The following is a 17,381-nucleotide window of genomic DNA, read 5'->3' on the forward strand; positions in this document are numbered from 1 at the left end:
CTGCGGACACACCGCTCCCGACGCGAACGTTTTAGAAACTTTTAACGCAATTTGAAATGCGACCTCGAGCGGCCGACATGCCTAATCGAATGAAATCGTCAATTGCGCAAAGTGAAATCAACCGACCGCACGAGCATTCGATTGCTGGGCCAAATCCATCAGTGCCGTGCCGCTATCGCCTGCTGCGCTTGCGCGCGGAGCGTTTGCACCGACCGTGCATTCGCCGCCTTCCCATTCGTTGCCACGTACCGGTCGAGCAGCTCGAGCGCCCGTTGCGGATTGCCATATCGCAGCGCCGACATGGTCATGGATATCAAATAGTCGGGTGGACCGGCATTCATTGTGAACTTTTTCGGCGCTGTCTGCCGCGGAACCACCGATGGCACAGGCGGCGACGGCAATTGGGTAACGTTCGGCGCCTCCTTGGACGCGTTCTTCTCGGGCGCCCCCACGACGGATGATGCTTCCAGCCGCGTTGCGGTGCCCGCCGCAGTCGCCGACAATGGCGCATTCGCGAAGTCCTCATCTGCCGACGCACGCGAATTCGGCGGCACCAAGATTACGGCGGCTGCCATTGCTAAACCTGCGACGATGCGAAGTTGCGCGTGACCCGTAGGCCGAAAAAACTTTCTGAGCCCCCCAACCATTGCGCTTGCATTCTTGGCCAGCGCGAGGACACTCGAAATGGCAAAGAAAACGAGAACTCCACGCACACCGCGATGCTCGAGGCTTTCCAATTTCTCTTGAAGCGTTTCCAACGCTCGCCGCCAATACCCTTTGGTCGTATTCGCCTTCATCCCGAGCCGCGCGGCAACCTCGGGAACCGTCAAGCCATCAAGCACCCTATCGGTAAAAACCTGGCACTGCTCCGCTGGTATCTGCGGAAGTACAATTTCGAGCTGCTCGCGCGCCTCGAGCACCCCCGAGATGTCACGCTCCTGCGTCATGCCCATGAACACTGCATATTCATGCGCACGAGCTGCTCGATCACACGCGCGACTCTGCTCAGTGAAATAAGCCCGCATTCCAAAATTGACCGCGCTGAATAAAATTGCATTCCGTTGTTCCGCACATTCAGGGAGCGTATCTTGACGCTTGAATATCGTGATGAATGCTTCTTGCACGACGTCCCATGCATCCATTGCGGGAACGCCGCGTGATACGAGGTACGCATGGAGTGGTTTTACCTGCCGAGCCAATTCCTCCATTTCTTTTGCCTTCTGCTCGCTCACGGTTATCCTCTCCGCGTCGCCTCGTCTTGATCGCATCGCGCTGGGGCCTCACCAGTAAAGAGCGAACCCCCCCAAAAACGATCTTCGAAATCGACATGCTCCCTCAAAAAAGTCGCAAACCAGTGTCCAATCGCACACCTGGACGGTCGGTATTGGGCCTCCTGGCTATGGTTACGTGGTTTTTGTTACCAAATGTAGCGCGTGCCGAGGCGCCGCATTACCGAGTCGAACTGTCGGTGCCGCCAAGTTTGCCGGACTGCAAACGCGAGATGGACTTGAATGGGATGCTTCTACCAATGCTCGATGGCCCGTTGCTCGAGCCGCCGGCCGAGCGAGTCATCATGGTGCGCATTGCAAAAACACCAGCGATTTACCGCTTGGACGTGGTCGTCAAGGACCTCGATGGCCAGATGCTCGAGGAGGAGCGGATCGATCTTCCAGCGAATATGAGCTGTTTCGAAGTGCTTTATCGAGGCGCGCTACGTGCGGCAGTCCAGATGAACAAGGGCGTGAAGCCCGCGAAAGCGGAGCAAGCACAGTGTCCTGCAGCTCCGCCCCCTCCCCCACCGTCACCGCCTCCTCCGGCAGCTCCGCCGGGTGCTCGTTCCGAGACGCGGCCCCCGCCGTCACAGCCAGCTCCGTTCGAGCGTTGGTTCGTCGGACTCGGTGGCTTCGTCTCGTTGGGTGCTGCCCCTGCAACCGTCGTTGGTTTGCAGCTCGCAGGCGGATGGCGATGGGCACCGTCGTGGTCAATCGAGGCGAACGTGCGCGGTACGTTTCCGACGGACGCGCTTCTTGAAGGCGTGACGCCCGTTCGTGCACTCGCTCGGATCCGTGACCGTCGTGCCGTGTTATCGATTGAAGCTCGTTGGCGGGTGCGGACTGATGTTGGTGAGTAACCTATGGTCCGAAACGACAGCTATTTGGCTCCATCGCCGACACCGCACAGTACGCGGGCGCAGGCTTGCGAGGCTTCATCGAGCATCGCATCGCGAAACGATGGACCATGCGTCTCGATGTGGATCTCGTCGGCCTGCTGAATCACCTCCGCGCGCATGTGACAAATCATTGGACCTGCGCTGGCGACCGATACCGATCATCGGCAACGTGAACGCGTCGCTTTTTGCTTGGTTCTGAACGTTCAGCTTGCCGGCGCTCGACAACAGAAGGTGCGAGCATCCGCAAGCACCACATCACCAAGCAACTCGCCACCGCTCGGCTCACACGCGCCAGGCTTGTACTCGAGCACGTCGGCGGTCTTCCCAGCAAGCGCAATCCCCGACATGATCGGATGACAGTTTCGTGCCCATGTCGGCAGACACGTTGACCTCCAACTCCGTCGTCGAGCAAGCCGCATCGCCGAACAGTTGCACCTTCATCGAGCACGTCGCGCCAGTCGAAGGCAAGCACGAGCACCCGAGCACGTTCGTTGATCATCGATCATGCCGTACAAGACTTGCGTTGAGTCCCAACCATTGGGGCACACAACACCTCCTTCGTGCATCACGCACGCGGCAACCGGATCATTCACCGACGGTACGCACCGCTCGCCCGCTGTCGCGCATTCAGGCCATGGATCTCCAGAACATGCGAGACCTTCTGTAGGTGCATGGTCCGTCCGCCTTCGCCTTCGGAAAATCGATGAGGAACATTGGCGTGTGCCACGCAGGGAGCTTCTTCGATGACCGGCGGCGAGATGTTGATCGATGCGACGCAAGGTTTGCCGCCGCAAAGGATACCTTCTGCAATCGCGGTGTTCGATGCGCACGATCCGTCCCATCCAGCGGGCGGATCGAAGTTTGTCCAGACATCGTTACCGATGCACGCGGACGAACCCACGGTCCATGTCGTCGGAGGTTTGCATGCTCCACGGGCGCATCGCACGAACACTGGGACACGTTGGATCCACGCCGGCACCGGAGCTTCCTTCCGAACGTCACGTTGGCGCGAACGCCGGACATTCGGGTAAAACGACCTGGCGCCTGATGCGCGCGACCGGTTCCCAGCCATCGGGCAGGCGGCGCACATGCCGTTCGACGCCGAGACGCGCCATGCCGCCGTCCAGCGTCCGGCATCATCAAGAAACTCCCCACACCACCAGGGCAGGCCATAAAAACGCGCACGCTCGCGGCATTCATCGGCCTTTGTGCCCCCTGGGGTCTCATCGCACCATGCGGGCACTTCGCGTCCTTTTTGCCTTCGACGCAGTCTGCCGGCCACACACACCGACAGCAATCGGTATCCTCCCCGGGACAATCATGCCCCAAGGTTGGCCTGGTTTCACAGCCATTTGACGCAAACAATAGCGCACGAGCGCACTCGCAACAACGGCCCCAAGAATGACGCGACGAACCATATCGCGGACGAACCTACACGATCACGTCCGCCGAACGCAAGCATCCGCGCCAAACGAAATCCAGTACGCGGCGAACTCGCGCCCCGCCGACAAACCACTTTTGCGAGAGGGACAAACGATTCGTGGGCAAACGCTCATGCGGTGCCTTTCGAAGCGCGAAGGCCTTTCGAAATCATTTCGGCTGCGAGCTTTTGAAATTCCGCTTTCGGCAGATCACGTTGCTTCTCCAGCAAGCTTGCAAGCGGATGTTCGTCGGGGAACATGCAAAGCACGGCCGGATGGACGCCAAAAACGTCCGCAATGCGATCGAGCATGTCTCTCGTGATGTCTTCGCTTCCTTCGTCGAGCAACGTCATTTCGAGTGGAGAAAGTCCTGCGGCTTTCGCAAGCGCCTCGTCCGAAAGGCCCCGCGCTGCACTGAGCTCGCGAATCCGCGCCGATACCTTGGCTCCAATCCCTGCCCCGTTCGATTGCTGTTTCATGTTCGGTAAGGTATCAGAGTTTGGCACGGACATGGAGACTGTTTACGCGGAACGTCGACAAAATACGATTGAACTGACGTGTTACTCGGACGAACCTTCGTGATGGTTTGACGAACCAGCGCATATCAGAAGGACGAACCTCTGCTACGAAACTGATCCACCGATTGGCCATTCGTCCCCGTGCATGCCTCATCAATGGAACCTACGAGGGGCGGCAGCATTCCGATATTCTGAACTTCTCACCCTAAATGGCCGCGCCATTCTCTCGGAGCAGACCACAATAGTCGCGATGGCCCTGCCGCGACGCTCTGTAGGCAGCCACGGCCCTTTCTAGTGCTGCCCTTTGCATCGCGTTCGCATGTTGCACGGATTTGGCCAATATTCGCGCTTCATTTGGGCATTCGAATTCATGTAGAACCTGCATCGCTTCTCCAGCGAACTCGTCAGGTGAAGCCGTCTCGGCAAGACAATGCACGTACGCCGGCAGAATCCTCTGCCAATCGAGGCCATATTCCCAAAGGCCGCCCCCATCCACAAAGAACACGAGCTTCTCCTCGCATGCCCCCACACGACGAATGAGCGCGAAAAGTTCTTCGTACGCTCCACGTGCCGCCACATACGCCCCGCTTTCAGTTTCGCGCACGCATCGAAAGAAAAGGCGATCCATTTCCGCTAGATAGGCTTCGGTTTTTCCCGATACTTCATCGCAATTTTTCGAGGTGACGAAGAACTCTTCCCAATACTCGCGACGACCGACCGCTGCTTGCAAACGCTGGACCTCTTCCGCAAGCGATGGGGGTTCATATGCCGACGTCACCGTCAATTTGGACCAATCGACGCAATCACCCACGAGCACGTGAAGTGCCGACGGCGGAAGTATTTCGATGGCTCGCTCGGCAATCGTCAAGAGCGTACCGCGACGCATTCGACGCAGCTCGGCGCGTAATTTTTCAGTGTCAACCATAAAACTCGTTCCGTGTCGTGGGTTTGGTGCACGCTGCGGGGGGATGATTTCCCTTCCACTACGGTTTGTCAAGGTCTTTGTTTGTCCGCGACGCTCGAGCCCGAGCCATCCCTCCGGCATCGAATTGCAGTTCGTCCACGCGTCGATGGACAGCGTAACAAACGCTGTCGCCAACAAGTATCCTGCTGCACGCGAAGCGGCTTCGCGGCAACAATCCCCAAGTGGCTTTTGAGTTCCGCGCGACGTTGATCGACCACCGCGCGCAGCTCGATGCCCTTGTCAATGAGCGCATCATCGGACAAATGAACCTGACCCGGCGAATTATCTTCTGCGCCCAAACGTTGACATGTTATCTTGCCCGACGAACCAGGAAGTAAGCCTGCAAATATGTGGTCCACTGACACGAAGCAATTGGACTCCCGCACACGCAAGAGCATCATTCATTGGAATGGTGCACGGCTCTCCACACGCAAGGCGTACGAGCTGTGCTTATCAAGCGTGCCATTTCGTTCAGCATTCATCGACGAACTTTGCGCCGTGCCATTTGCCGCTTTCTTCTGGGAGACGCCGCCGCTCACTGCCGATACGGCGGAACGCGGGTTCGAGTACGTCGTCACCGACGCGCCAACGCTTGCAATGGCTCTGCCGGAAGTCCAAGCGTTCAGCGAACACTTCGGAAAAGATGCCTCCGGGAGCGAGATTGTTACCTTCGAGAATTTGGGGCGCGACGCAATGCTGGTCGTTCCTTGCCCAATTGCGGAACAGATACGGTATACTCACCTCGGAGCATTCGTTCGCGGCGCTCCGCAAGCGCAAGTGCACACGCTGCTGAGCGCCCTGGGTCGAGCGGTCCTGGCCCGTATCAGCGATCGACCCCTTTGGGTGAGCACGGCTGGAATGGGCGTGTATTGGCTACACGTTCGGCTGGATTCCAGACCGAAGTATTATCGGTATGGTCCCTATACATGTTTGCAGTAACGCTCGGGAATCAATGTTTCGTGTGTCCGTCATTTGTGTCAATTCGACGAACCTTCTGAGCAGAGTATCCCACACGACCATTATCGTGGAAGCTGCACATGTGGTCGACGAAGGCGTCGAGCTGGTGCTCGTGACGCAGCTCGAGCACAGTAACGTCACGCTGCGTCGATCGACGGTCGGTCACGAGCGACGACGTGTCGGAACCGTGCAACAGCGCCTCTTGACACGTACGCGCGCTTGTGCATGGCACACACAACGCGACGTGCGCGCGAGTTGCCCAACCCGCCGAGCGGCAGTTGAATTCGTCGAGACGCACGTTTGCCCGAGCAACACACGTTGTTGATGCGCGATCATTCCGGCTTTCTTCGCACCGTTTTGAGCACTGCTTCCCCACAATGCTTCTTCAGAACCTGCTCCAGTTGGCCCTTCTCGAAGTTTGCTTGACGGTAACCTTTCAATAACAGCTCGAGTCTGATGTAGATCTCTTCGGGCGATTCAACCTGAATGCCGAGCTTCCGAATCGCACGCAAAACATATTCAGGCACGAACATTCCCCCGGTTTCTTGAACGTAGGCGTCCCTGAGCATCCGCACCGATTTGAGCGGAAGTTTCGTTTGACGTACCACGTCGACTAGGTTCTTACCGCGCGCAAAGAGGTCGAAGACCTTCGCTTCTGTCACGTTGCGTGGACGCTCGAGGCTTGGCGGCGATGTTTGCACGAGTTTTTCGATCTCGGCCTCGTCGTACACCCATTGTATGGCTGGACCAGCTTTGTTCGTCTTGTGGTCGACACGGTACGCGTCAATGCGACGTAGCGAGCCCTTTGCCTCCCATCTGCGGAGTTTCGCGATTGAAACTTTGTACTTCTGAGCGGCTTCGCGACGAGTGAGATACGTCTTCATCGAGCCCCCCTTCGTTTGGTTATGACGAACGAACCGTTGAGAGAAACGAGAGAATTTGCGGGTTTGCCCATTTCTACGCTGCAAGTGGCAACCGCAACGTCGTGTCAAGGCAATCGAGAGGCTAACACTTTCTTCGTTGTGCCGACAGTGCGAGGCTGGCGGCAGCACCAACTATGCGAAATCATTCGCATCTATAGTGCCACCATTGTGCCGGCGCGATGGGATCGATGCTGCCGCCGGTGCCTCTGGGCGGCAGCATGGGGATGATTTTGCGCTTGCACGCCACATCGAACGTCGTATGCGTTCTCTACTCACAGCGAGGTGCGCATGGGTTCGTCGCTGGATTCAAAAAAGGTCGATGAGCTGCTCGACAAGTACCGGGCCCTTGCGGACAAGGAGCAGCGGCGCGTCAACGAGCTCGAGGCGCGCGACGCTCATTTCGTGTCGGAGGTCCGTACGAGCTTGACGGTGACGAGCTCGGCGTTCGGAATGGGCTACCTGCGGGGATATCTGGGAGAGAAAGCGAACATTTGGGGCATTCCGATCGATGCAGGCGTCGCCTGCCTCTTTCACGGAGTCGCGGCGTGCTTGGGCTTTTCTCTCAACAAAACGGCGCAAAAGGTCGGGAATTTTTTTCACGACCTTGCGAATGGTGCGCTTGCGTCGCGGATGGCAGTGATTGGAGCGGATCTCGGCGAGCAGAAACGAAAAGCAAAGCCCGCTCCCGCGCCACAACCGAATACGGGTGCGGTCGCGCCAGTACAAAAGGCTCCAGAACGCGGCTCCGGACCTATGACGACGGAGGAGCTCGCTGCGATGGCAATGTCGGCTGCGCTGAAGACGCCGTCGACCGTGCCGGGAAGGTCACCGGATCCCGCACAGCCGAGTGCGACGCCGACGACGGAGCCATCCGCTTCCGCGACGTCGTCGAGTCATCCCAAGCCTTATCGGTTCACGCAAAGGGATTCCAATGCCGCAGTTCGGGACGATCTGCAATCGATTGCAACGCCTCCGTTGCCCGACGTGAGCGAATCGATGCAAAAGCTTTCGGAGCAATACTCGCTGGAGAAATTGGCCCCAATCTTGAGATGGGCTGGCATACCGACGTAATCGAGTATCGCCGCAAGCGCGAGTGATGGCACAGATGAACGCAGGTATTCGTCGTTCGCATGATCGACGAGGAAAGGGGTTTTGCGTGTCGAAAAAGAACACTGACGCAAACCATGAGCATGGTCCATGGTTGCCCCTCGAACGTGCCGCCGCGCATTTGAGCATGACCGTCGCCGCATTGCGCAAGGCGCTCGAGCGACGTGCGACACGGGGCTCGGATGGCGCCACGGAAGCGCGCCTCGACGGCGTACGAGCACGCAAGTTTGGGCGGATCTGGCGCGTACGTTTTTCCGATGCGTGGGGTTTGCCCGAAGTCGAATCTGGAGTAAATTGAGGGGAGATTTGTCATGGCCATTCGTCGATCGTGCCGGCGCGGAGAACCGTGTTTGTTTATTGATATTCGGTATACGGCCAAAGACGGGCGCTCGATTCGCTTTCGCAAGGATGCGCAAGTCCAAACCATGGCAGCAGCCAAAGCGGAAGAAAAGCGCTACCTGATCAATATTGCGCAATATGGTTCGCCGTACGAGCCCATTGCAACAAACGAAACAGCGAATTCGATTGCAGCCGATGACGCCAAATCCTTTGCGGATGTCGTCGACGAATTCCGACAAACGTTCATGGTCGCGAGATTGAAGATTACGAGCCGAAAGGGATACGATGCGGTTCTCATGGGCAGGCTCGTTCCAAGGTTCGGTTCGCTGCCTATTACGCGGGTCGATGCTCGAGCCGCCGAAGAGTTGGACCTCGAATTGGTCAAACGAAAACTCAAATTGAGCACACGAAACAATGTGCAAATCGTTTTACGGTCCGTACTGCGGTTTGCCGCGAAAAGGGGTTACATTCCGGCGGTGCCCGTGAACATGCCATCGCTAAAGCAAACCGGGCAAAGCGTGCTCGAAATACCGTCCGACGAGCAAGTGGCTGTGTTACTCGCGCATGCGCGCGAATCGCATCGGTGTGCCTTTACGTTGATGTCGGACGCCGGCCTTCGCCCGAACGAGGTCCGAGCGCTCCGTCGTCGAGACGTGCAGCTCCGATACGAAAATGGCGAGCCTGTCGGCGGGTTCGTTACCATCCGTCAAGGTTGGTCTCACGGCGAAACGCACACGCCGAAGACGGGCCAGCGCGAAGTACCGATTTCGCCGGAGCTCGCGCAGGTGCTCGCGCCCGAGATGCACGGCGACCGCGATGGCCACGTCGCGGTCACTCATCGCGGCACGCCGTGGGGACAGCACGGTTTGGCGCAAGCGTTCGAGCGTGTCATGAAGAGCGCGGGCCTCAAGGGGTGGTCCGTATACTGCTTGCGCCATTACGCGATTACGTCGTGGCTCCGTGCGGGCATTCCCGTGCACGTCGTGCAGCGCATGGCGGGGCACGTGCACCTGTCGACGACGCAGCGGTATGTGCATTTCCTCAAGGCGGACCTCGAAGATGCAGCGCGGAAGATCGCGGCGAGGGGGCGAGGGGCGATGAGGGCGACTGAAGTCTTTGCGGGAAGCATGCAAAGCACTCGCTAATTTGCATGCGCGAGGAATACTGCATCGCGATATCAAACCAGCCAACGTCCTCCTCATGCTTGACCCGCCGGATCCGATGAGGGCAGTGCTCGCAGACCTCGGCGTGGCGACTCCGGAAGCCGAGCAGGGACAGCTCACTGCCACACATGAGGTGGTCGGTACGCCGGCCTATCGGGCCCCCGAATCGTTGATGGGCAAACACACCGCAGCATCGGATGTGTATGCATTCGGAAAAACGATCGAATTCGTTTTTGCACGCGGACTCCCAAGCGGTATGGGCCCGGGCCAATGCTCCCGATCGCCCATTTTTAGCAGCCAACTTTGGGACTGCCTTGACGAGGTATTACGCAAAGCGTGCTCCTTTGATCCTGCTCAACGATTTCAAAATGCATCGGAACTCTTCAATGCATTGCCAGAAGGAATGATCGTACGATCCGTGCCAGGAAAGAACTGCAGACGCGGGCGGACACCACGCTTACTGGCCCTGAGATCGTCACGCTCGTACAAGTAATAGCTGATTGCCCTACGGACACGGAGTGGTGCAGTGTCTATCAGCTTCGCCGAGGATCCTCGCTTAGCGGCTATGAGTTTTCACTGGCGTTGCGAAGACTCAACGAGCTTGGCTTGGTCGAAAGCAAAGAGGAATTAGATCGAGACGAAATGTACACGTGCTTTAGACCTGCCGACGCAGGAGTGAGATGGGCGCAATCGCACGCACAAGAGGTAGATGCCGCACTTGGCCGAAATTCAAGGGTGGACGCGAGCTCGCCCGGAGCCGACATTCCGTTTTGATGTCGGCGAATTGCAGCCCGGGAGACGTTCACTTGATTGCATTGCTTTTGGGAATTGTGACACAAATGTTTCTCGGTGGACCAAAAACAACGTCCGGAATTGCAAACGTGCCCTCCAAATTTATACCGAACGTGTAGTGTGTCGGCAGGAACCGCTGCCCCTGAATGAACTCGAACTCGATCTGTCCGCATCGCTGGCGGTTTTCGGCTTCTCGCGCGACGAACTTCGGGAAGCCCCCGAAGGACTCGACTCAGTAGGCGCACGGGCATACGAAAAGCAGGCACCTGTCGTGGACCCTTGCCCTCATGGCGGCCAGTCGGGGACATCGCCTACCCACCGGGCTACGAACACCTTGACAGCATCGCGACGACCATGGAAAAGTTCGCCCAAGATCGACTTGCACAAGCGCAACGGCGGCCCCAGCAAATTATCCGAACATTCAAGAAAGCGAGCGTCATCCCTTGAGTGACAAGCACGAAGTAACAGGCGCCGAAGGCGGACTGACGATGGACCGTCAAATCCAAATCGCGCTCGAGGCGATGGTTGCGCACGGCGGTACGGCGACAACGCAGCAGATTTATGAAGCGGTAACCCGCAATCTCCCCGACGGTCTTGTCCTGTCGCAGCAGGGTCAGGCTTCGTTGCGCACGTTCGTAAATCGCAACGCCGTCGATGAGGGTTGGGCCGAACAGGCGCAACCCGGATGGCGGATCACCCCCAAGGGGCGCGCGTATCTGGAAGAAGTGGAACCTGCCATCGGCACCGAGACTGAGGACACGCTGGCCGATGAGCTGCCATCCGTTTCGACGGACACCGAAGAGGGTTCTCCGCCGCCCATACCGCCAGACCCCGTATTCAAGCCTTTTGATCCAACATCGATTCGCGTCGAGCAGCGCATGATGAGTATTTTCCAAGTCATGCGGAAAGTCGAGTCACGTGACATCGACATTCGTCCTGATTTTCAGCGCAATTTCGTATGGAATTCGGTTCGTCAAAGTCGATTGATCGAATCCATTCTCTTGCGTATTCCATTGCCTGCGTTTTACCTGGACGCCACGCTGGACGACAAATGGTTGGTCGTCGACGGACTTCAGCGCCTAACGACGCTGGATCGATTTTTCAATAAACGTGATTTGCCGTTGACCAACCTGGAATTTTTTGCAGAACTGGAAGGCAAGCGATTCGATGAGCTTCCGCGAAATTTGCAACGGCAGATCGAAGATACCGAATTGAACCTCTACGTCATTCGACCCGAAACGCCGCCGGAAGTAAAGTTTACCGTGTTCAGCCGTGTCAATACGGGTGGTTTGGTGCTTACGCCACAAGAGATACGCCATGCGCTCTTCCAGGGGCGGGCGACATCCTTTCTGGCAGAACTCGCGCAGTTGGACGAATTTATCAAAGCCACCGAAGGCTCAATCAGCTCGTTGCGGATGGATGATCGAGAATGTGCGCTGCGCTTTGCAGCGTTTTACATGACCAGCTACGAAACGTACGGTCGTACGGACATCCGGACGAAGAGTGGCCGCAGCCTTCAACAGAACCTCGATGGCTTCTTGTCGGAAGCAATGGAGCGGATCAATCGCGCCGACGAGGCGCTGCTCGCGCGGCAGAAAGAGGGATTTTCAGAGAGCAATGAAGCATGCCGAGATGGTTTTCGACGATACGCGTTCCGCAAGATGTACAAACGAGACGGTCGACGCACCCAAATCAGCAAACCCCTTTTCGAAGTTTGGTCGGTCTTGTTGCAAAGCTACTCGTTCGAGGCCCTCGAGCGATCCAAGGAAGCCATTGTGGATGGCTTCATCGAACTCATGAACCAGGTCGAATTTAATAAATCAATTTCTTGGGCACGGGCAGTCCCGGCGCGGTGCACACGCGGTTTCGTGCGATCGACAAGCTGCTGAAAAAGGTCGTCAAATGATTCGCAACCTACAGCTCGAATTTCAAGTGCTTCCAAAACGTGGAACTTCCACTTGGTCCCCTCACGCTGCTTGCTGGTACGAATGCATCGGGCAAGTCGAGCGTCATGCAAGCGCTCCTGCTCTTGCGGCAATCGCATTATCATGGCGCGCTCCAACGTGGAGAATTGCTGTTGAGCAGCAACCTGACCAATGTGGGGACCGCAGGGGACGTCCTTTGTGAACAAGCCGCCGACGACGTGATCCGTTTTGCTTTACAAGACGACCAGCGGCGAGAGTCTACCTTTCCTTTCTTGTATCGAACCGCCGAAAAAGAGGACTATTTACTTCGCACTCAGGCCCAAGTACCGATTGAAAATGATCATTTGCTGCACATACCGACGCAAGAACCCATTAATTACTTTGAGGATATGAACCTCTTTGCGCCGCAGTTCAATTACTTGAATGCGGAGAGGGAGGGGCCACGCCTGCTGTATCCGATGGCAGAGCTGCGTGGAGATGGCACATACGTAGGTGTGAAAGGCCAATACGCAGCCCACGTGCTCGTGCGACAACGAGATGAATCTATCGGTTGTGCGGCCCTTGCTTATCAGGATAAGGATGAGCGCGAGGTTTCGTTGAAGCTCGATGCCCAAACGCGCTACTGGATGCGCACAATCGTCCCCAAATTCGAGATGCAGCTCGAAGCACTTACATCTGCGGATCAAGTGCGGGTCATGCTGCAAACGGAAACGAGCAAACCGGTTCGCCCGACGAACATTGGTTTCGGCATCATCTATACGCTGCCCGTGGTTGTGGCGGCTCTCGTCGCAAAACAGGGCAGTCTGGTCATGATCGAGAATCCCGAGGCTCATCTTCATCCCCTCGGTCAGTCGCGCATTGGATATTTTTTGGCTCGGGCAGCTGCCGCGGGGATTCAGGTCATCATCGAGACGCACAGCGACCATGTTCTTAATGGTGCTTTGCACTTTTTTGAATCCGCCGGCAAGCTGGTCACGCCGCAGATCTATCCGGATGGCGGTATCACTCCCTGGCCCGATGGCTTCTTCGATCAAGCTGAGAAGGACCTCATGGAGCTTTTTTGATGGACTACCTTGTCATTAACGAAATGTCCGTCGAAGGTCAGGCGTCATCGCCCCAGCATTGCGATACGCTCATGAAGGAAATGGCGGATGCGCTGAAGGCGCTCGAACCGATTCGCCAGGAGCTGCTCGTACACGAAGATCTCTGCAATCGACAACTGTCGAAGGATCAAACCGTTCACCAATGGTTGGTCGACCGAGGTCCACGCCAGACGGATATCATTCGCGGTGTGTTGATTCGGCTGTTCCGCAAGGGTCCCTTTCTTGAAACCTTTCTGCGTAATGTACAGCATGCGTGTTGCGTGGGTAATGCTGATTCGCAACAACCGGCGGAGGGTTCAGGATTGGCCGGGGCCGTACATTTTCGCGCAATTCTGTTGAGCTTTGCCGAATCGAAGCAGTTTCCTCGCGGCCCCGTCACCGTCTGGTACGGAGAAAACGGTGTTCAACCGACGGCGGAAGAATTGCGCCATGTCGTGAAGGAAGACGACGTACGAGGTGTACGACGATGGTATGAGGCTCATTCCAAAAAGCATCACCGTGGCAACGATGAGGACAGTCACCACGCACCGATGGACTTGAAGGGCGAGATTGCGCAGCAGGTGCTCGATCGAGCGGTTTCGGTGCCTGGCGAGAAGCGCGCCGTTGGATATTACGAAGGCCGGTTTTATGTTTTCCATGCTCATCGCATTGAGGAGAACACGTATCACGGGTTTCTCATGGCCGAAAGCGAGGTCGAGCAAAAACTACCAAGACATTACGAATTGCTACGCAATGGGTCTTCATTCGCACATTCTCGGAAGGGATAACATCTTCGTCGACATGTAGTACAAGGGGTGTCTCTCGCGTCGAGGTCTATCTGATCCTAATGACAACAGGACATCGTTATGGCCGCATCCGAAACCACCAATTGCAAAAATTCTTGAATCGAAAGGATATTCGGCTCGGCGAAACGTCTGGGTGAAGCGTGCCGCTAACGATCCTTTGCTCGCCGACGGACTACCTCGTCGCAGAGCGACGCCGACACGACAATACAAGAGGAGCTGCTGCTGGCGACAGTCAGCGCGGCTCCTCTCGGCGGGACGGCCCCAGCAAGCAAGGTGCGGAAGTGAAGCGATACTTGTACGTTGTCTGGTTTCGGAACACCGACATGCCGCCGGATGACCAGGACTATGAATGGCCGGCCTGCTTCCTTGTTGAAGCGCTTGCCGCAAACGACGCGCTATCGTGGGGCGATCAATTGGCGACGGACTATTCGAAGCGTCGCGGTACGGAAGTGTTCCTGAAATCGTACTTGGATGTGGACGCCGAGGGAGACCTGTCGCAGCTACCAGTCGTTCAAGTCGGATACAAAGCTTCGGACGAGGAGATCGGCTGGTGATCGAGCGCTGGCTAGGAGAAGCGCTACAAGGGAGCAAATGGAGATGAGCATCTGGAGAACCACGTTCCTGGGTATCGGCGCTTCAGTGCTCATCCCCGTAGCCGGACTTACTCTCGCCTCGATGCACTTGGACGCCTTCCTGGTGGCCGACGGAATGGGACATCATCCGGGCTCAATCTATCGATATCGTAGGTGTATCGGGGTAACGTGGGAACCTTACGAAGTCCGGCATGGTGCCGATCGGCGATGTATTGGAGTGCCGTTGGGCCCGTGGCGCTGTTACGCTCTCGTTTACGACGACCCTTTCATCCGAATCCCATGCAAGTGAGCTTGCGTGTAAACCAACGCGCATGCGATGCGTCACTGCCCCTCGCACCTTGAGCCATCCGGCAAGGGGAGCAACGGCACCTACAGAGCCGCTTCGACCGCCCGCGGGCACCCGACATGCGCAGCCGTCAAGTTCAAGGGGATACATAATAGCAACGGTCCCGTTTTTTTCGCTTGCTCTTGCTTTTCGTCGTTGCGTCTGTCTGCGTGCCAAAATGATTCTATCCGCAGCATGCGCTCGCATCCAGGTTTTCAAACCAGGACATTGCTGTGCTGCACGCCGACGTGCTACACCCTCCCGCATCGCAGCGTGGCTGAGCCGAGCCGAAAGGACCATCATGGCCGTTCGCAAGTCTCAGCGGCGCGGGAAACCGTGCCTGGTCATTGACATCCGATACACCACGAAAAACGGGCGCCAAGAACGCTTCCGCAAAGATGCCCAAGCGCAAAGCATGACGGCAGCCAAAGCGGAGGAGAAACGCTACCTGCTCAATATCGCGCGGTACGGCTCGCCGTACGAACCCGACGCCGAAAGCGAATCGTTGCCACGGAATCCACCCGAATTGGTCAAGACGTTCGCCGAAGTCGTCGACGAGTTCCGCCAAACCTTCATGGTCACCGACCTCAAAATCACAACCAGGAAGGGATACGACGCGGTATTCGCAAGCGAGCTGCTCCCCAAATTCGGCGCATTGCCCATCACGCAAGTCGATGGTCGAGCTGCCGACCAGCTGGACCTCGAGCTGACCAAGCGGACGCTCGCATTGAGCACGCGCAACAATATCCAAATTGTGCTCCGCTCATTGCTGCGTTTCGCAGCGTCACGGCAATACATCCCGGCCATGCCGGCGAATATGCCGACGCTCAAGAAAATTGGGCAAAGCGTGCTCGAAATCCCGACCGACGAGCAAGTCGCCCTCTTGCTCGACCACGCGCGCAAGTCGCACCGCTTGAGCTTCACGCTCATTTCGGACGCCGGCCTTCGCCCCAACGAAGTCCGCGCGCTCCGGCGTCGAGACGTCCAGCTCCGGTATGAAAACGGCGAACCCGTCGGCGGCTTCATCACCATCCGCCGCGGCTGGTCCCACGGCGAAATCCACACGCCCAAGACCGGACAGCGCGAAGTGCCCATCTCGCCCGAGCTCGCTCGCGTGCTCGCGCCCGAGATGCACGGCGATCGCGATGGCCACATCGCGACGAACTACCTTGGCCTCCCGTGGGGCCAGTTCGGGCTCGATCAAGCCTTCGAGCGCGTCATTCACCGCGCGGGCCTCGAAGGTTGGTCGATCTACAGCCTGCGGCACTATGCCATCACGTCATGGCTGCGCGCCGGCATCCCCGTGCACGTCGTGCAGCGCATGGCGGGGCACGTGCACCTGTCCACCACGCAGCGCTACGTGCACTTCCTCAAGGCCGACCTCGAGGATGCTGCACGGAAGATCGCTGCTCGCGGTCGCCTGCCGTCCAGCTCGCCCGCGAACGCCCCCGCGTAGCGGGCGACCGAACGCACATCGTCATTGGATCAATTTGCCTTGATCCATAGGCGATTTTCCACGCCGTGGGCAACAGTTGGGCAACGGATCCGCCCTCGCTGGACGCCACGCAACGTCACCCAAACCCTACGATTCAGGCACTTCCTGACACGCTCAGAGGGTCCTGACGACCTTGGTCGCTCGTGAGAGCTTGGGCAACAGTTGGGCAACAGGGTTCCGGACGGTTTTTCCTAACCGAACCACCGGCACGCTAAGTGCTTGAAATGATAGGCGCCCCAGGCAAGAATCGAACTTGCGACCAACGGTTTAGGAAACCGCCGTTTCATCCACTGAGCCACTGGGGCGGGCCGAGACTCCGACGAATCCTACGCGGACAAGACAGCTCCGTCAAGCGTCTTCGACATGAGCACTGCAATGTGAGCCTCCAAACAATTTCGCGCGCGGCCAACCACCTCCCTCGCGTCAGCGCCTCTGGCCCTGACCACTCCTCCAAACACGCGCCGCCTCCGCATAATGATGCACTCCATCCCGCTTGCCCCACATTCTCCGCCCTCGCTCACCGACGCCGCTCATCCGATAAACCACTCTCGTCCCGAGCCCCAATCTCCACAAACGCCCGCGCTTATCCCCACAATCACCGCCGGCTTCGACCGACCTCCGAATAACCCGTCGTCAGCCACCTTCCACAGGCGTCGCTTACACATACGTATTCGCAATCCCGTTCGATCCGCAACCAAGCTACCCCAGAAGCCGCACCTGTCAGGAACACGCGCCCGCTCGTGCGCCGATCGAAAATGCAATGCCGAAAGCAAATTGTCGAAAGGCCGGCGATGCAATCCA

The 17,381-nt window shown here is 57.6% G+C and carries 18 protein-coding genes and 1 tRNA gene; 11 read left to right on the top strand and 8 right to left on the bottom strand.

The features are described from left to right. Window positions 1-158: 158 nt before the first annotated feature. Window positions 159-1,232, bottom strand: a complete 1,074-nt coding sequence (locus IPM54_25395) for a hypothetical protein (protein MBK9263126.1) — start codon at window positions 1,230-1,232, stop codon at window positions 159-161. A gap of 167 nt (window positions 1,233-1,399) precedes the next feature. On the opposite strand from IPM54_25395, the gene IPM54_25400 reads away from it, so the two are divergent. Beyond that, window positions 1,400-2,131 (top strand): hypothetical protein, encoded by a 732-nt coding sequence (locus tag IPM54_25400; GenBank protein MBK9263127.1) that lies wholly within the window; start codon window positions 1,400-1,402, stop codon window positions 2,129-2,131. Window positions 2,132-2,151: 20 nt separating this feature from the next. Here IPM54_25400 and IPM54_25405 read toward each other — a convergent pair whose 3' ends face one another. The 5 genes from IPM54_25405 to IPM54_25425 all read right to left on the bottom strand — a co-directional run bounded on the left by IPM54_25405 (window position 2,152) and on the right by IPM54_25425 (window position 5,034). Continuing rightward, a complete protein-coding gene (locus IPM54_25405) occupies window positions 2,152-2,289 on the bottom strand; it encodes a hypothetical protein (GenBank protein MBK9263128.1) in 138 nt (45 codons plus the stop codon). 84 nt (window positions 2,290-2,373) lie between these two features. Then, window positions 2,374-2,517, bottom strand: coding sequence for a hypothetical protein (locus IPM54_25410; GenBank protein ID MBK9263129.1), 144 nt, complete (start codon window positions 2,515-2,517; stop codon window positions 2,374-2,376). 242 nt (window positions 2,518-2,759) lie between these two features. Then, window positions 2,760-3,116, bottom strand: coding sequence for a hypothetical protein (locus tag IPM54_25415; protein ID MBK9263130.1), 357 nt, complete (start codon window positions 3,114-3,116; stop codon window positions 2,760-2,762). Window positions 3,117-3,722: 606 nt separating this feature from the next. After that, window positions 3,723-4,070: a helix-turn-helix transcriptional regulator gene (locus IPM54_25420; protein MBK9263131.1), complete on the bottom strand. Its 348-nt coding sequence runs from the start codon at window positions 4,068-4,070 to the stop codon at window positions 3,723-3,725. Between the two features lie 244 nt (window positions 4,071-4,314). Continuing rightward, window positions 4,315-5,034 (bottom strand): hypothetical protein, encoded by a 720-nt coding sequence (locus IPM54_25425; GenBank protein ID MBK9263132.1) that lies wholly within the window; start codon window positions 5,032-5,034, stop codon window positions 4,315-4,317. Window positions 5,035-5,421: 387 nt separating this feature from the next. Between IPM54_25425 and IPM54_25430 the strand changes: the two genes are divergently transcribed. Continuing rightward, entirely contained in the window at window positions 5,422-6,012 is a 591-nt protein-coding gene (locus IPM54_25430; GenBank protein ID MBK9263133.1) for a hypothetical protein, read from the top strand. A 350-nt stretch (window positions 6,013-6,362) separates the two neighbouring features. Here the strand turns inward: IPM54_25430 and IPM54_25435 are convergent, their stop codons facing one another. After that, complete coding sequence (locus IPM54_25435; protein ID MBK9263134.1) at window positions 6,363-6,914, bottom strand: hypothetical protein; 552 nt, start codon at window positions 6,912-6,914, stop codon at window positions 6,363-6,365. A gap of 327 nt (window positions 6,915-7,241) precedes the next feature. Between IPM54_25435 and IPM54_25440 the strand changes: the two genes are divergently transcribed. The 9 genes from IPM54_25440 (at window position 7,242) to IPM54_25480 (ending at window position 16,541) form a co-directional block, all read left to right on the top strand. Next, a complete protein-coding gene (locus tag IPM54_25440) occupies window positions 7,242-8,024 on the top strand; it encodes a hypothetical protein (GenBank protein ID MBK9263135.1) in 783 nt (260 codons plus the stop codon). 85 nt (window positions 8,025-8,109) lie between these two features. Beyond that, window positions 8,110-8,358: a hypothetical protein gene (locus tag IPM54_25445; GenBank protein ID MBK9263136.1), complete on the top strand. Its 249-nt coding sequence runs from the start codon at window positions 8,110-8,112 to the stop codon at window positions 8,356-8,358. A gap of 13 nt (window positions 8,359-8,371) precedes the next feature. Next, window positions 8,372-9,544: a site-specific integrase gene (locus IPM54_25450; GenBank protein MBK9263137.1), complete on the top strand. Its 1,173-nt coding sequence runs from the start codon at window positions 8,372-8,374 to the stop codon at window positions 9,542-9,544. A gap of 1 nt (window position 9,545) precedes the next feature. Further along, window positions 9,546-10,055: a protein kinase gene (locus IPM54_25455; GenBank protein MBK9263138.1), complete on the top strand. Its 510-nt coding sequence runs from the start codon at window positions 9,546-9,548 to the stop codon at window positions 10,053-10,055. Between the two features lie 787 nt (window positions 10,056-10,842). Continuing rightward, window positions 10,843-12,243 (top strand): DUF262 domain-containing protein, encoded by a 1,401-nt coding sequence (locus tag IPM54_25460; protein MBK9263139.1) that lies wholly within the window; start codon window positions 10,843-10,845, stop codon window positions 12,241-12,243. Window positions 12,244-12,299: 56 nt separating this feature from the next. Then, on the top strand, window positions 12,300-13,343 hold the full coding sequence (locus tag IPM54_25465) for a DUF3696 domain-containing protein (protein MBK9263140.1): 1,044 nt from the start codon (window positions 12,300-12,302) through the stop codon (window positions 13,341-13,343). Next, complete coding sequence (locus IPM54_25470) at window positions 13,343-14,149, top strand: hypothetical protein (GenBank protein ID MBK9263141.1); 807 nt, start codon at window positions 13,343-13,345, stop codon at window positions 14,147-14,149. The genes IPM54_25465 and IPM54_25470 overlap by 1 nt, the downstream gene beginning before the upstream one ends. A 299-nt stretch (window positions 14,150-14,448) precedes the next feature. Further along, complete coding sequence (locus tag IPM54_25475) at window positions 14,449-14,721, top strand: hypothetical protein (GenBank protein MBK9263142.1); 273 nt, start codon at window positions 14,449-14,451, stop codon at window positions 14,719-14,721. 665 nt (window positions 14,722-15,386) lie between these two features. After that, window positions 15,387-16,541 carry a site-specific integrase gene (locus IPM54_25480; protein ID MBK9263143.1) on the top strand — a complete coding sequence of 385 codons (1,155 nt, stop codon included), beginning with the start codon at window positions 15,387-15,389 and terminating at the stop codon, window positions 16,539-16,541. 271 nt (window positions 16,542-16,812) lie between these two features. On the opposite strand, the gene IPM54_25485 is transcribed toward IPM54_25480, so the two are convergent. Then, window positions 16,813-16,885 (bottom strand) — tRNA-Arg (locus IPM54_25485). Between the last annotated feature and the right edge of the window lie 496 nt (window positions 16,886-17,381).

This window comes from Polyangiaceae bacterium (assembly GCA_016715885.1).
Taxonomy (GTDB): Bacteria; Myxococcota_A; Polyangia; order Polyangiales; family Polyangiaceae; genus Polyangium.

What these genes read in the sequence shown, in the direction of transcription:
- IPM54_25400 (MBK9263127.1), top strand. Translation starts at nt 1,400, where the DNA reads ATGGTTACGTGGTTTTTGTTACCAAATGTAGCGCGTGCCGAGGCGCCG.
- IPM54_25405 (MBK9263128.1), bottom strand. Translation starts at nt 2,289, where the DNA reads ATGCGCGCGGAGGTGATTCAGCAGGCCGACGAGATCCACATCGAGACG.
- IPM54_25410 (MBK9263129.1), bottom strand. Translation starts at nt 2,517, where the DNA reads ATGTCGGGGATTGCGCTTGCTGGGAAGACCGCCGACGTGCTCGAGTAC.
- IPM54_25420 (MBK9263131.1), bottom strand. Translation starts at nt 4,070, where the DNA reads ATGAAACAGCAATCGAACGGGGCAGGGATTGGAGCCAAGGTATCGGCG.
- IPM54_25425 (MBK9263132.1), bottom strand. Translation starts at nt 5,034, where the DNA reads ATGGTTGACACTGAAAAATTACGCGCCGAGCTGCGTCGAATGCGTCGC.
- IPM54_25430 (MBK9263133.1), top strand. Translation starts at nt 5,422, where the DNA reads ATGTGGTCCACTGACACGAAGCAATTGGACTCCCGCACACGCAAGAGC.
- IPM54_25435 (MBK9263134.1), bottom strand. Translation starts at nt 6,914, where the DNA reads ATGAAGACGTATCTCACTCGTCGCGAAGCCGCTCAGAAGTACAAAGTT.
- IPM54_25440 (MBK9263135.1), top strand. Translation starts at nt 7,242, where the DNA reads ATGGGTTCGTCGCTGGATTCAAAAAAGGTCGATGAGCTGCTCGACAAG.
- IPM54_25450 (MBK9263137.1), top strand. Translation starts at nt 8,372, where the DNA reads ATGGCCATTCGTCGATCGTGCCGGCGCGGAGAACCGTGTTTGTTTATT.
- IPM54_25460 (MBK9263139.1), top strand. Translation starts at nt 10,843, where the DNA reads ATGGACCGTCAAATCCAAATCGCGCTCGAGGCGATGGTTGCGCACGGC.
- IPM54_25470 (MBK9263141.1), top strand. Translation starts at nt 13,343, where the DNA reads ATGGACTACCTTGTCATTAACGAAATGTCCGTCGAAGGTCAGGCGTCA.
- IPM54_25480 (MBK9263143.1), top strand. Translation starts at nt 15,387, where the DNA reads ATGGCCGTTCGCAAGTCTCAGCGGCGCGGGAAACCGTGCCTGGTCATT.